Below are 13,977 nucleotides of genomic sequence, written 5' to 3' on the forward strand. Positions count from 1 at the left end.
CGGTATCCGGGCGGCCCGTCAGGATATTTATATACAATACTTATTTATCTTTGCTCAGCCGTTTTTCAAAATACGTTCGATTGAACTGAACCGCCTGCGCATTCGGCTTACACTCTCCCGCCAATTCATTGTAAAAACTGGCGACATCATATTTTCCCAATCTGTCATAGCAGACGCACAACTGTAAATACGGGAGATAATCATGGCTGTCCGGCTCTGAAAACCCACCGGATTGTTCCCTGCGAGGCTGCTCTACCGCAGTTTCAAACCAAAATACCGCTTGCTGTAGTTGGTTCCGGTCCAAAAAGTGTTTGCCAATTTCACAACACACCTCAGACCGCGGCGTATCGTAAACCAAACTGCGCAATAAATCGCGCAGTGCAAGGTCCTCTTCATTCATGGCATAATGACAATACGCCATTTGACGGCAGGCGTCAATCTCATTTTCTATCCATCCCCGGCCCGAATCCAGAAAGGATGCATATTCCTTTAATGCGTCCTCATACCGTTTATGATAATACAGTTCACGCGCATAATAGAACTGTTCGCGCGGGTCCAGCGTTTTTCCCTCCGATCGCAGCTTTTCAAAAATACGCAAATTCCGGTCCGGGTCGCTGGGATGAAGTTTTTGATGCGTGACAGCCGTGTCGACATGGATGATTTGACCGGCAGGCGTAATGACCTCATGCACCGCGCCCTGCCAGACAAATCCCATGCGGTTACGGATCAGTCTCTCCCGATAATAGGAAAAGGTGGGGGTTCCTTCCTCATCAAAGGCCGTATGGTACTTCATCATGACAATGCTGACCGACGGGTCCAGCTCCGATTTCAGTTTTAAAAGCTGCTTTGCATCCTTTTCCAGCAAAACGTCGTCTGCGTCCAGCCACATGCAATAGTCCATTTCCGCTTTTGAAAAAGAGAAATTTCGGGCGGCGGCAAAATCGTCGATCCACGGGAAATCATACACCTGATCCGTATAGTTCCGCGCGATTTCTTTTGTTGCGTCTGTGGACCCGGTGTCCACCACGATGATTTCATCCACACAAGCCCGGACGGAATCCAAACATCGCGCCAGGACATCTTCTTCATTTTTTACAATCATACACAGGCTGATCGTTGCCATAGCAAAGCCCCCTCACCGGATTGCGGCCTTTTTGTTCTCAGAAAGACCCATTTATTCCATCCTATGCTGCTAAAATAAAATGGTTCCCGATTCGCAGACTTCTACAGGCTGCCGGATCATCGGATTGATCGCCCATATCGGGAAAAATGGAAAAGATACTTGCAATAGCTGCTTTTTTGTGGTACTATAATCAAAGCTATTTATAGGAGCTTGGGCTCCTGGCAGTATTATCGGAGGTGCAGTATGAACGCGTTGCAAATTGTTTTCGGGGTCGTTCTGGCTTTGTTCTCCATCGCTATCATCGTGATTGTTCTGTTGCAGGAAGGCCATCAGGCGGGACTGGGAGCAATTACAGGCGGTGCGGATACATTTTTGGCAAAGAACCAGGCTCGGACCGTGGATGCGTTTCTCGCAAGATGGACAAAGGTAGTCGCCGTCGGCTTCTTCCTTCTGGTCATCGTATTGAACGCGATCCTGTTTTTTGGCGTAGGCCAATAAATCCGAATGCAAAAAGCCCCGCTTCTGAAAGCGGGGCTTTTTTTGCCTGAATTTAGCTGTGGCAGTCCTCAAAAACAAAGATATAAAACCGTTAAAAACAGGGAAGAATGATTTGAGTAATGGCGCGGACCGCGCCGCCCCGCCACAGACGGCGGGCAAAGGAGTACAAGACAATGTTGGAAGAAATGAAAGACAAAATTCTGCATGCAGTGCAGAAAACGCCGCAGGTATTCACTTCCCGCGGCTTGATCCGAAAGATGAAAATAAAAGATACCAAGCTGTTTTATCAGGCTTTAAACCAGCTCAAGCAGCAGGGCCTTGTCAGCGTCAACAAAAAGCACCGGGTGCAGGCCGCGCCCGGCCCGCGCATGGCGTCGTCCAGCGCCGTCAAGCGTTCGGAGAAGGGCGGAAATGTCAAAGCAAAAAATCTGCGTCCGATCCGTGAACAACTGCGCCGGCCTGTTGAAAAAATCGAGGGTGTAAAAAAAGCCGTGATCGTATCCCTCAGCAAAGGCTTTGCCTTTGCGCGGCCTGAAGACGGCGGCGACGATTTGTTCATTCACGCCAACCGGTTGAAGTCCGCCTTCATCGGCGACTCCGTCGTGCTGGATCACATTCAGCGCAGCGAGCGCGGCTTTTCTGCCGACGTGGAAACCGTTACGGAAAAGGCCAGCCGCCTGCTGACCGGTACGCTGGTCCAGGGTGATTTAGGCCTGGAATTCATGCCGGACGATGCAATCCGGTACAACCTGCCGGTCCAGAAGGACAGCATCAAGCACCTGCGCGCCTGGACCAAGGTACAGGCGGAAATTCACCATGTTCCCGGAAGAGACGACCTGTCCGCCCGCATCGTCAAGGTCTACGGAGCCTCCAACAGCGCCAAAATCTGCGCCGACGCCATCATCGACCAGAACGGCATCCGGACCAAATTCTCGGATGAAGTGCTGGCGGAAGCCAAGAGAGTCTCCAAACGGGGAATCTCTGAAAAAGACCTGAAGGGCCGTTTGGATCTGCGGGACACCAACATCTGCACCATCGACAGCGCGGACGCCAAAGACCTAGACGACGCCATATCGGTCAGCCGCACCCGGCTGGGCTACCGGCTGGGCGTACACATCGCAGACGTCTCCCACTATGTAAAGGCGGGCGGCGCAATCGATATGGAAGCGCGGGAACGCGGCACCTCCGTGTATTTTGCGGACCGGGTCATTCCCATGCTGCCGGTGGAGCTCAGCAATGGCGTGTGCTCTCTGAATGCGGGCGAAGACAAACTGACGCTCTCCGCGATCATCGAGCTGGACAAACAGGGGGCCATTTTGTCCTATCGGTTCCGCAAGAGCGTCATCAACTCCAAAGTGCGTGGCGTTTACTCAGAGGTCAACGAGATTTTTGCAGGCAAGGCCAGCAAGGAACTGCGGAAAAAATATGCGCCGGTGATCCGCTCCCTAAACGCCGCCCGTGAACTGGCGGACATTCTGCGGGAACGAGGCAGGCAAAACGGCACAGTGGATTTGGAAAGCACGGAATCCAAATTCACATTGGATGAAACGGGTGTGTGCGTCGAGGTAAGTCCGCGCGGCACCGGTGAATCGGAGCAGATGATCGAACAGCTGATGATCGCCGCCAACCAGGCGGCGGCCAAGCTGGCCAAGCAGGCACGCATTCCGTTTGTCTACCGCATTCACGATCAGCCGGACCCCGCGCGCGTGGAGACGCTGGCGGACCTGGTGGCGGCGCTTGGCCTGAACGCTGTGAGCCTGCGGCACAGCGCCAGCGTGACAACCGCCGACTTTGCGAAAGTCATGGAGCAGGCGCAAAACACGCCGGCACAGAAGGTGGTTTCCCACCAGCTGCTGCGCACCATGGCGAAAGCCCGCTACGATACCCAGCCGGTCGGGCATTTCGGCCTGGCGCTGGAGGACTACTGCCATTTCACCTCCCCGATCCGCCGTTATCCCGATACCGCGATTCACCGCATCATTTCCGCTTACCTGGAGAAGGACAAGCAGATGGATTTGCACTTTGCCGATTTTGCAAAGCTTGCAGCCTCCCAATCCTCCAAGTGCGAGGTGCGCGCGATGATGGCGGAACGCAGCGCGGAGGACTGCTACATGGCGGAATATATGACGCAGCATCTCGGCGAGGAATACGAAGGTATCATCAGCGGCGTGACCATGCGCGGCGTCTTTGTGGAGCTTCCCAATACGGTGGAGGGCTTTGTTCCGGTAACCGCCTTTGAGGGCGCGCATTTCCAGTTTGACGGTCTGATTACCCAATACGACGAGACGACCGGAAAGAAGCTGACCATTGGCCAGCCCCTGCGCGTCAAAGCGGCCGCCGCGGATGTGGCCAGCGGACGCATCGATTTCATCCCGGCGGAAATATAAGCCTCACAGAACCCCGGCACGGCGCAAAACCGTGCCGGGGTTTGTTATGCGCAATTTCGTTGTTTTTCAGGATTCACCTTTTCTTTGAATTCCTCCCCTGAGTTTGCCCTTGCCTGCAAATGCAGTACGCATCCTTTCCCTGTCTCTCCCCTGTTTACGCCAAACCAAATGCAGATTTCATTTGTTTTTCTCCAAAAACCGGTATAAAGGATGGAATAAACGCCCACCATAGGAACATAAAGATAAACGTACGCGCGGGGACTCTGATGGAACCGCACGGGTGCGGATGGAAAGTGGTGTTACTATGGAATCGGTGTTGAAACTGATACAACTGGTGGATGGCCGGGAACGAAGCAATCAAAAGGAGGAAAAAGAAAAGCAGCAGCTTTTGGAGGAAGTCCGGGAAGTCAGCAGGCTGATGGCCTGTAACGACCGCTGGTTTGAACTGGAATGCGACGGCGACCTGATTGAAGCCTGTATTTATCAGCGCGAAGCGCTGCGCGCGCGGTACCGCCATTTATTGGAGACCGCACGGCGCAAGGGAATCAGCTGTACGCCGTTTCAGTCAAAAAGAGCGGAGGGTTAGGCCTGAACAGCAGGCTTTTCCCTCCCCTTAGCCGATCACAAAGAAACAGGCAAACGGAAGATAAGCGAAGGGAAATGGTGATGTACAATGACAAGTTGGATGGTGATTCTGGCAGGACTCGGCGTATTTGCCCTTTTGGTGTTATTGCAGATAATTGTAAAGGCGTCCCATCCGGTTCAGCGCGCGTTGGGCGGCGTTGCAACCGGGCTTTGCGCTTTGGCGGTCGTCAATCTCACCGGCTTTTTTACGGGCGTATCGCTGCCGCTCAGTCCATTGGCAATCGGCGTATCGGGCGCGGCAGGCATTCCTGGTGTGACGCTCATGCTCCTGTTAAATTTAATTCTTACATAAAATAAGATTGTTTCACTCGTCTCAAACTGTTTCATACACACTGATACTGGAATCAGACGTGAGAAGGCCGTACAAACCAGATGTTTGTACGGCCTTCTTATGCCTTATTTCTGTTTGTCGATGCAGCCGTTTCCAATTTAAACGGAAGCAGATACAGCGAATGCAGTCCTGTTTATTGGTCCGCTGAACAGCAACGCTCCTTCTCCGTAAGCAATTCTTTATGAAGACGTACAGCCATCCATACAGCAACAATGGCAGAAAGCACATCTGCAATTGGCTGGGCGTATAGAACGCCATTCAATCCCCAAACCAATGGGAGAATCAGAATGACAGGTACAAAGCAGAGCCCCTGCCTGCAGGCGCCAAGGATACAGCCCTCTTTCGCTTTTCCCATCACCAGGAACAAAAATGAATATACCGTATAGAAGCCAAAAAGGATAAAAGAAAGGCCGCTTGCCCGCAATGCGACGGAACCGACACGTATCATTTCCAAATCGCCCTTCGTAAACAAAGACATGATCTGTGCAGGAAATACGGCAACGACTAAGCCAAATATAAGACAAAATATTGTAGACCAACATATGGAAGTCTTGATCGCTTCATGCAGGCGGTCAAACTTTTTCGCACCATAGCTGAATCCGGCGATCGGTTGGAAGCCTTTTAAAAAACCAAATACCATCAGACTTCCCATAGACATTATTTTTGTGAGCGGTCCCATTGCAGCAAGTGCGGAATTTCCATACTCTTTCGCCGCATTATCCATCATACCAATCGAAAGACTGGTCAGCAGTTGGAAAATCAATGTGGGAATCCCTATTTTCAGAATTTCGGATAAGATTTCTTTGGAGAAGCAGCAATCCTTTATATGGAAGTGAAACACGCTCTTCTTCCGAAAAATATAGCATAAATAAACCAAAGTGGAAACGAATTGCGAAATAGCCGTGGCAATCGCCGCCCCGGCAACGCCCAGGTTCAGCGTATAGATAAAAACAGGGTCCAGTAATACATTCAACACAGCGCCTGTCATCAACGCACACATTGCAGTTTTTGCAGCGCCTTCACTGGACACAATATTGTTCATTGTCACATTAAATACGTTAAAAATTGAGAATGTGATATAAATACTGGAATAGACAATTGCATCCGGCATCATGCTTTCCATCGCACCGAGCTGGTTTAAAATTGGTTTCAGGAAAACAAGAGAACAAAGAATTGCCATTGCGCCTACCAAAATACTGCTGTACACCGCCGTACTGGCTACTTTGTTCGCTATATTTTTGTCTCCGCGACCCAACAGCCTGGAAAGACAGGCGGCGGCACCGTTTCCAAACAGCAGCCCTAAACCTACGACAACCTGTCCAAGTGGAAAGGCCACCGTGACCGCCCCCATCTGATCGGTTCCCAGCCCTCCCACAAAGTAGGTATCCGCCAGATTATAGAGCGCGTTAATTAGCATCCCAATCATGGTCGGTAATCCCAGCGCCAAAAGCGCTTTTGGAATCGGTTCGCTTCCCAACAGGTCCATTTTTGTGTTATATCTTTTCATGTTACCTTCTCCTTTCGCTTGACACAATTCAGAAAATATAGTAGTATAAATTATAGTATTTACTTGTTGATGATTATACTACTATAATTTATACTATTTGTCAAATAAAAAGGAGGAACGCATGGCAACCATCGATTTAATCGTATTGGGAATTTTAAAAAAGGAATCCTTAAGCGCCTACGAAATCCAAAAACTGGTTGAATACCGAAACATCTCCAGGTGGGTAAAAATCAGCACGCCCTCCATCTATAAAAAGGTGATACAGCTTGAGGAAAAAGGCTATATCAAAAGCAACCCGGTAAAAGAGGGAAAAATGCCTGAGAAAGCCGTCTATTCCCTGACAGAAGCTGGCGGCAAGGAATTTGAACGCCTTATGTATGAGATCGCTTTGCAGCCTGTTCGCTTTTTCCTGGACTTTAACGCCGTAGTCGTAAATTTATCAAGCCTTCCTCCGGAAGGCCAAAAAACTTGTCTCACAGATATTGAAAACAATATAAAAACATTAAAGACTTATCTGGAGGAAAACATACGAGAAAAGAAAAACATACCGGATATTCCCAAAACAGGCATGGCTGTTTTACAGCAACAGTATATCCTGACGCAGGCAATTGAAGCATGGATTGTTTCGCTGAAGGATAAAGATCTTTCTGCAAACTAAGAACGTCAAAATCCTGCATATCTCCATTGGAACAGATATGATAAAAAAGATAACAGATAAAGCCTCTCTGATCTAAAAAATGAACCGCCCCTAGTTGCGCGATTTGCACAACCAGAAGCGGTTCATTTTTCACATAGGAACGATGATTTTATCTTTTAATGTCCCAGTTCATTTTCCGCAGACCGCTGAATGTCAGCGTTACCTTCCCGGTGGTTTCTTCTACGGGAATGGTGTAAGTAAACAGCGTGCCAATATCGTTTGCCTCGCCCGGCTCGCCGGCAAAAGCTTCGTCCTGGTAGCTTCCGTTCAGTTCCGCCTTCAACACCGCCAGATGAGCCGTCCCGTCCGGCACAATCTGGTATTCCTCCTGTGCCGCGGAAACCAGAACCGCGTAGTTCTGGAAAAAGTCGTGCTTGGGAGTTGCCATAAAGGTAAGCAAATACCCATCGTCTGTCTTTTCCACCGTAGAAATATTAATGGTACAATCGCCGTCACTGTAAATATTGTTTCCCTCGTTACCCTTCAGATCATCCAGGTCGATCGTGAACAGGACCGGCTGCTCCAGCGTTTGCACCTCGTAATTATAGGTATCCGTCGTCTGTACAATCATACCGAACCCATTCATATGCGTGCGGTAAATGGAAATCGCAAAAAACATCAGCAACAGGGCAATCCCAAAGGTATAAGCCTTTTTATTAAACTTTCTGCGGGGTTTTTCCCCGTTTTTCGCCTGTTCTTCATCCTTCTGTACTTCCTGCTCGGAAATCATCTCTTTGTTTTCATCGTTCAAAATGCTTCACCATCTCATTCTTAATTTTGTTCCATACATTTTCACGTTCCCTCAAGCGTCAAAATCTCCCATTTCTATATCGCCGTGAGGTTACTCAATCATACCCGACCAACATGAAGCCCCTTTCATTTCCGAAACTATCTCCATTTCCCCAGCCGGTATGATTCAATGTTCTCTCAGGCGTCAAAATCTCTGATTTTGGTCACGCCGTGAGGTTATTATATCATAAAGTTCCGCATTTCTCTATATATATTAGCAGTAACTGCATAAGGAGCATCCGTATATGTATGTAACGTTCCATATCAAGCGGGTTTTGGCTCTGCTGCTGGTTCTTGCAACCGTCGGCGTCTGCGCCTTAACCAGCAGTAAGATCGGCCAGGCACAGCTTGCCAGTGCACAGGTACAGCAGGAGGGCATTCAACTTCCCATCATCATGTATCACAGTATGCTGAAGGAAGGAAAGGGCAAATACATTATTTCACCCGCGACGTTTGAAGAGGATTTAAAATATCTGAAGGACAACGGCTATCATACCGTCAATATGCAGGACCTGCTGAACTATGTAAAAGAGGGAACGGCCCTGCCGGATAACCCCATCATGCTTACCTTCGACGACGGCTACTATAATAACTATCTGTACGCATTCCCTCTGGCCAAACAATATGAAAGCAAAATCGTCATTTCCCCCATCGGATATTTCACCGACCAGTTCAGCAAAGCGGACGCCAACCACGCCACCTATTCCCATGTGACCTGGGACCAGATCAAAGAGATGATGTCCTCCGGCTATGTGGAATTTCAGAATCACTCGTACAACCTTCATTCCAGCGACGGGAAACGCCTGGGCACCAAAAAGCTGAAAGGTGAAAGCCTCGCATCATACACCGCCCTGCTGACCGACGACATCACGCAGATGCAGCAGGAGATGCAGGAACACACCGGTTACACACCAAACACCTTTGTCTTCCCCTTCGGCGCAATCAGCAACGACGCTGTCCCCATCGTGCGCAGCCTGGGATTCTCCGCCACGCTGACCTGTGAGAGCCGCGTCAACACCATTACCAGGGATCCCGAGTGCCTTTACGGCCTGGGGCGGTACCTGCGTCCGCCGGGGCAAAGCAGCACAGATTTCTTTAAGAAACTGGCGCCTCCCAAAGCCGCGGCATAAACTGAGGATACATGCTTATTTTTTAAACCATAATGACAGGGAGGAATCCAAATGCCCATTATTTATCTCAGTCCCTCGCTGCAGCCGTTTAACGAATATGTCGGCGGCGGCAATGAACAGTATTACATGAATCTGATCGCAGACGCCATGGAACCCTATCTGCGCGCCAACGGCATCCGCTTTACCCGCAGCCGGAAAGATATGACCCTGGGCCAGGTCATCCGGGAATCCAACGAAGGCTATTATGACTTGCATCTGGCGCTGCATTCCAATGCCGCTCCGCCCAATTTAAGCGGCCAGCTCAGGGGAACCGACGTTTACTATTACCCCGCCAGCGAACGCGGGAAACGCGCCGCCACCATCATTGCCGACAACTTCAAGAACATTTATCCACAGCCAAGCCTGGTCAAAACGGTTCCTACCACAACGCTTGCGGAAGTGACCAAGACAAACGCCCCCTCCGTATTAATCGAGGTCGCTTACCACGACAATGTACAGGACGCCGACTGGATCCGCAATAATATTAACGAGATCGCCGCCAATATTGTAGAAAGTCTCACCGAGTATTTCGGCCTGCCGTTCATCAGCAATCCACAACCGGCCCGCCAGGGCGTCGTCACTACACAAGGCGGTAACCTGAACATCCGCGCCCGCCCGAGTCTGGAAGCACAGGTCATCGCACAAGCGCCCAACGGCGCGCCGATTACCGTCAACGGAGAATGGCAGGGCTGGTACGTGGTCAATTACAACGGCAACGTCGGTTATTCCGACAGCCGGTTCATCCGTCTAACTTAAAAGAAAAAGCCTGCACAGGCCATGCACAGATTCGCCACGGCGGACCTGTGCATTTTTCTATGCAGACGCTTTATTCCATTTTTTGCACCGCCGGAACCGGTTTTACCGCATCCTCTCTTCGTCCATACCCGTAACGCTGCCGGTATTTCCATGTCAGGCCGATCGAGAAGAACACCGCGGCGAACTCCGCAAATGGAATCGTAAGCCATACGCCGTCGATGTCCAGGAACATTGGTAAAACCAAAATTCCCAACACCACAAACGCCAGCGTACGCAAGAGAGACAGAAAACCGGAAACGATCCCATTGGAGAACGCGGTAAACATACCTGATGCAAAGATATTGATTCCCACCGGGATAAAGCTGATGGAAAACAGATAAAAACCATGCAGGGCAATATCGTATACCTCCGTCCCCTGCGGCGAGAAAATCCCCATCAGGAATGGCGCCAGGAGAATGGCCGCAACCAAAGTAATTGCGGACGAACCCAGAATGAAAACGTACGAATACCGGATGATCCGCTGCTCCTGTTTCCAGTTCTTGCTGCCGTAATGAAAACTGATGACAGGCGCAACGCCGGAGGTAAAGCCCAAAAAGGCGGAAACCAGAAAAAACTGCGCGTACAGGACAATGGTGATTGCCGCTACGCCGTTTTCACCCAGATAATGCAGCATTACCATGTTGAACAGAAAAGTGGTGATGCCCATGGACAGGTTTGTGACCATTTCAGACGCACCGTTGACGCAGCATTTGCCCAGCGTTTTAAAATCAGTTGACGGCTTTTGCAAATGCAGATCATTTCCTTTTCTGCAAAAAAAGAGAATTCCAATGATCGCTGGCAAAAGCTGCCCGATGCCGGTGGCAATTGCCGCACCGGCGATGCCCATCTGCATGGGGACAATAAAGACGTAATCCAATACCATATTGATGACGCCGCCCAAAATGCTGTTTAAAAGGCCAATCTGCGGCTTGCCGGCCGTGACCAGAAAATAGTCAAACAGGCATTTTACAATGCAGACAGGCGCAAACAGCATCCCTATGATGGAATAGGTATAGCAATCGTCGTACAGGATGGGCGTCGCGCCCAGCAAATGTGTAATAGGCCCGGTAAAAAACAAGCCGATCACCGCAATGACCAAACCGACGAGGACGGAAAACCATATAATCAGGGAAAAATGCCCGCGGGCTTTTTCCTCTTGCCCTTCCCCCATTTCTTTGGCCACGACAGCGCTTCCGCCCGTTGCAAACATAATGCCGACGCCAGTGATAATATTGATCAGCGGCATAGCGATATTGACGGCTGACAGCGCGTTCGACCCCACATACCGGGCAACGAAAATGCCGTCGACAATCGTGTAAAAAGAAAGAAAGATCATCATAATGATGGTCGGCAGGGTAAAACCAATCAGGGAGCCAAAGCGGAACTCCCTTGCTAACGAATTCATAAAGCACAACTCCATTGTATAAATTGGCAGCATAGTTTATAATAAAGTATATAGTAACCATATAGTCAAGGAGATTTTTTAAAATCATGGAAAAAAATATAAAATGGGTTTTTACAACTGGGGAATTCGCCAAAATGTGTGGAGTAAGCAAGCAAACCTTGTTCTACTATGACGAAGTCGGTATTTTCAAGCCGGAAACGGTCCGCGAAAATGGGTATCGCCTGTACACTTACTTACAGCTTGAAGCCTTCAGCGTCATCCACACGCTCCGTGAAATGGGAACGCCCATCAAGGAAATTAAATCCTATCTCGACAAACGAAGCCCCGATGCTTTTATTTCGCTGTTTGAACGGCAGAGAGACGCGCTCGAAGAAACGCTGCAAAACCTTCACCGCATTCACCAAATGATGGACGCAAAAATTGAGCTGGTGCGCCGTGCCAAAGAGATTGACTGCAACACGGTCAAACTGGAGACACAGCCCGCTGAATTTCTTGTTCTGAGCCATTCTATTGAGAATGTCAGCGACGACGAATCTCTGACCATCCTGACGGAACACCTCAACCTGTGCAGCAGAAACAAGCTTCCCTGCTCCGCCTTTCTGGGCACGATGGTCAAGCGGGAGGCCATTTTGAACGCCGGATGCAGCCAATACGTCTACTTTTATACAAAGGTATCGGTTCCTCCCGCGGATTTACCGGTGCACTACAAGCCCGCCGGAACCTTTGCCACCGCCTATCACCGCGGCAGTTATGAATCGACTGCGGGGACGTATCAAAAGCTGCTGGCCTTCCTGAACGAAAACGAGCTGCAAATGGGGGCGTATTCCTACGAAGACGGCCTGCTGGATGAAATTACCAACCAGTACAGCGAGGACTATATTACCAAAATTTCTGTTGAAATTGCCTCTTCCGGCAGTTGATATTTGCACTTCCAGAAATTGCATTTGCAAAAAGGTTACAAATTTGTTATTATTTCATTGTCCTCGCGAGACAAATCTTTCGTTGTAAGGAGGAACTGCCCATGAACTGTAAGGATCTTTTGGAACTGCTGCGCAAGTGCTTAGGCCTGTGCTGATCAGACAACTTACGGCCCTGCTTGCAGCAGGGCCGTTTTCATTTCCCGTACCTTGAAGCTTGACCAAACCATCAGGACTCCTTTTATAAAGCTTCAAACGTCCTTCAGGTATTTTTCACAAACGACCGGTATACTATAACCATTCCAAAAGGAACCTAAAACCGATTACAAGAACTTCTCTTTTCATATTTCTCCTTTTCTAAACTCTTCTTGAAAAAGCCGCCTAAAAGGGCGGCTTTTTCATTTACGGCAGGTTCTTATTCCAGTTTGTTGCACATCTCCGCATTTACCGGTCATAGCCCCGGCTCCCGGTACACAGCAAAACCTGCCTGCTGTTTATATGCTCAGTCTGAGTGTGCACCATATTAAGAAAAAAATAAAATTTGTCTATATCCCCTTGACTTGAAGCTCACTCCAAGTGGTATGATCTTCTTAACGGCAAATGCACTATGAAACAAGCAGGCAAGGTTTCCGTCCTGCCTGGCGATAAGTTTTTAATCTACTTTTTCAAAGAATGGCAACAGGAGGGTTTCCATGACGATTACCGAAGTGAGCAAGCAATTTGACCTCTCCGCAGATACCCTGCGCTATTATGAACGCATTGGACTGGTTCCCCCGGTACACCGCAACAAAAGCGGCGTTCGAAGCTATGAGGAGGAAGACTGCCGCTGGGTTGAATTTATCAAATGTATGCGGGGCGCTGGCATGCCGATCGAAGCACTGATCGAGTATGTCGCTTTGTTTCGGCAGGGCAGCGAAACCGTCCCCGCCCGAAAAGAGCTTTTAATTGAACAACGGCGGCTGTTGGCGGAGCGTATTGCGGACATGCAGGCCGTGCTGGCCCGGCTGGACAAGAAAATTGACGGCTACGAGAATCACATGCTCAAGGCCGAGGAAAAGCTGAAAAAAGCCGATTTCTGAACATGCCGGCACAGGATTCTGTCTCCGTACGGAACAAGCATAAGATAAAACATAAGGCCGCGGCGCATCCTGAAAAAGTGCGCCGCGGTCTTATCATGCATTGTTACTTTATAAAGCCCCTTCATGCCAGTCAAATCCGCGTGAACAGGTACAGCCTGTTTTCCTCATCATATTGAAAACCCGCGGAAAGCAGCGTGTTGCAGGAAGCCTGATTTTCCACCTCAGGCTGCACGATTACACGCTGTGCGTCAGGTTCTTGGAAAATCGCTGTCAGCAGCGCTTTTACCAGGCTGGTTCCCAACCCCTTCTTTAAGCACGCCCGTTCGCCAATAAGATAATCCATGCTGTAGGTACCGCCTGTTTCTATTGCTCCGTGCCAATCCTCACCGCTCTTTTCATACGCATAGTACTGGCCGAATCCAATATCCGCGCCGTTATATACAGCAATAAAGTGATGAATAAAACGGAACGCATCGTTGCGCTGCCGCACCTCATCCATCCACTCCAAAGGCTGCTCATACCATTGCGCCACATAATCCTGATGCAGCCATTGCTCAAATGGAAGGATATCCGTATCTTTGAATGCTCTCAACTGAATCTGTTTCATACGCACCTCATTCCTTTATACCAATGGA

14 protein-coding genes are annotated in these 13,977 nt (G+C 49.6%); 9 read left to right on the forward strand and 5 right to left on the reverse strand.

Annotated elements, in window-relative coordinates; genetic code table 11:
* Nucleotides 1-40: 40 nt before the first annotated feature.
* Nucleotides 41-1,123, reverse strand: a complete 1,083-nt coding sequence (locus I4V53_RS01535; RefSeq protein ID WP_195983660.1) for a tetratricopeptide repeat-containing glycosyltransferase family 2 protein — start codon at nt 1,121-1,123, stop codon at nt 41-43.
* Between the two features lie 243 nt (nt 1,124-1,366).
* Between I4V53_RS01535 and secG the strand changes: the two genes are divergently transcribed.
* The 4 genes from secG (at nt 1,367) to I4V53_RS01555 (ending at nt 4,945) form a co-directional block, all read left to right on the forward strand.
* Nucleotides 1,367-1,621, forward strand: a complete 255-nt coding sequence (gene secG / locus I4V53_RS01540; protein WP_050698766.1) for a preprotein translocase subunit SecG — start codon at nt 1,367-1,369, stop codon at nt 1,619-1,621.
* Between the two features lie 173 nt (nt 1,622-1,794).
* Entirely contained in the window at nt 1,795-4,008 is a 2,214-nt protein-coding gene (gene rnr, locus I4V53_RS01545; RefSeq protein ID WP_286166982.1) for a ribonuclease R, read from the forward strand.
* A gap of 304 nt (nt 4,009-4,312) precedes the next feature.
* A complete protein-coding gene (locus I4V53_RS01550; RefSeq protein WP_195983661.1) occupies nt 4,313-4,594 on the forward strand; it encodes a DUF2508 family protein in 282 nt (93 codons plus the stop codon).
* Nucleotides 4,595-4,681: 87 nt separating this feature from the next.
* Complete coding sequence (locus I4V53_RS01555) at nt 4,682-4,945, forward strand: pro-sigmaK processing inhibitor BofA family protein (protein ID WP_195983662.1); 264 nt, start codon at nt 4,682-4,684, stop codon at nt 4,943-4,945.
* A 172-nt stretch (nt 4,946-5,117) separates the two neighbouring features.
* Here I4V53_RS01555 and I4V53_RS01560 read toward each other — a convergent pair whose 3' ends face one another.
* Nucleotides 5,118-6,491 carry an MATE family efflux transporter gene (locus I4V53_RS01560; protein ID WP_195983663.1) on the reverse strand — a complete coding sequence of 458 codons (1,374 nt, stop codon included), beginning with the start codon at nt 6,489-6,491 and terminating at the stop codon, nt 5,118-5,120.
* Nucleotides 6,492-6,612: 121 nt separating this feature from the next.
* Between I4V53_RS01560 and I4V53_RS01565 the strand changes: the two genes are divergently transcribed.
* A complete protein-coding gene (locus I4V53_RS01565; RefSeq protein ID WP_195983664.1) occupies nt 6,613-7,149 on the forward strand; it encodes a PadR family transcriptional regulator in 537 nt (178 codons plus the stop codon).
* A gap of 148 nt (nt 7,150-7,297) precedes the next feature.
* Here the strand turns inward: I4V53_RS01565 and I4V53_RS01570 are convergent, their stop codons facing one another.
* Nucleotides 7,298-7,939, reverse strand: a complete 642-nt coding sequence (locus I4V53_RS01570) for a hypothetical protein (RefSeq protein WP_195983665.1) — start codon at nt 7,937-7,939, stop codon at nt 7,298-7,300.
* Between the two features lie 283 nt (nt 7,940-8,222).
* Between I4V53_RS01570 and I4V53_RS01575 the strand changes: the two genes are divergently transcribed.
* Together I4V53_RS01575 and I4V53_RS01580 are read left to right on the forward strand one after the other, a co-directional pair.
* A complete protein-coding gene (locus tag I4V53_RS01575) occupies nt 8,223-9,107 on the forward strand; it encodes a polysaccharide deacetylase family protein (protein ID WP_195983666.1) in 885 nt (294 codons plus the stop codon).
* Nucleotides 9,108-9,158: 51 nt separating this feature from the next.
* Nucleotides 9,159-9,902 (forward strand): N-acetylmuramoyl-L-alanine amidase, encoded by a 744-nt coding sequence (locus tag I4V53_RS01580; protein ID WP_195983667.1) that lies wholly within the window; start codon nt 9,159-9,161, stop codon nt 9,900-9,902.
* Between the two features lie 70 nt (nt 9,903-9,972).
* Here I4V53_RS01580 and I4V53_RS01585 read toward each other — a convergent pair whose 3' ends face one another.
* The gene (locus tag I4V53_RS01585; RefSeq protein ID WP_195983668.1) at nt 9,973-11,346 is read right to left on the reverse strand and encodes an MATE family efflux transporter; all 1,374 of its coding nucleotides are present in this window, start codon (nt 11,344-11,346) and stop codon (nt 9,973-9,975) included.
* Nucleotides 11,347-11,432: 86 nt separating this feature from the next.
* Between I4V53_RS01585 and I4V53_RS01590 the strand changes: the two genes are divergently transcribed.
* On the forward strand, nt 11,433-12,266 hold the full coding sequence (locus I4V53_RS01590) for a MerR family transcriptional regulator (protein WP_195983669.1): 834 nt from the start codon (nt 11,433-11,435) through the stop codon (nt 12,264-12,266).
* Nucleotides 12,267-12,955: 689 nt separating this feature from the next.
* A complete protein-coding gene (locus I4V53_RS01595; protein WP_195983670.1) occupies nt 12,956-13,342 on the forward strand; it encodes a MerR family transcriptional regulator in 387 nt (128 codons plus the stop codon).
* A 130-nt stretch (nt 13,343-13,472) separates the two neighbouring features.
* On the opposite strand, the gene I4V53_RS01600 is transcribed toward I4V53_RS01595, so the two are convergent.
* The gene (locus I4V53_RS01600) at nt 13,473-13,949 is read right to left on the reverse strand and encodes a GNAT family N-acetyltransferase (protein WP_195983671.1); all 477 of its coding nucleotides are present in this window, start codon (nt 13,947-13,949) and stop codon (nt 13,473-13,475) included.
* Between the last annotated feature and the right edge of the window lie 28 nt (nt 13,950-13,977).

The sequence above is a fragment of the Clostridium sp. D33t1_170424_F3 genome, from assembly GCF_015667585.1.
Lineage (GTDB): Bacteria > Bacillota > Clostridia > Oscillospirales > Acutalibacteraceae > Anaeromassilibacillus.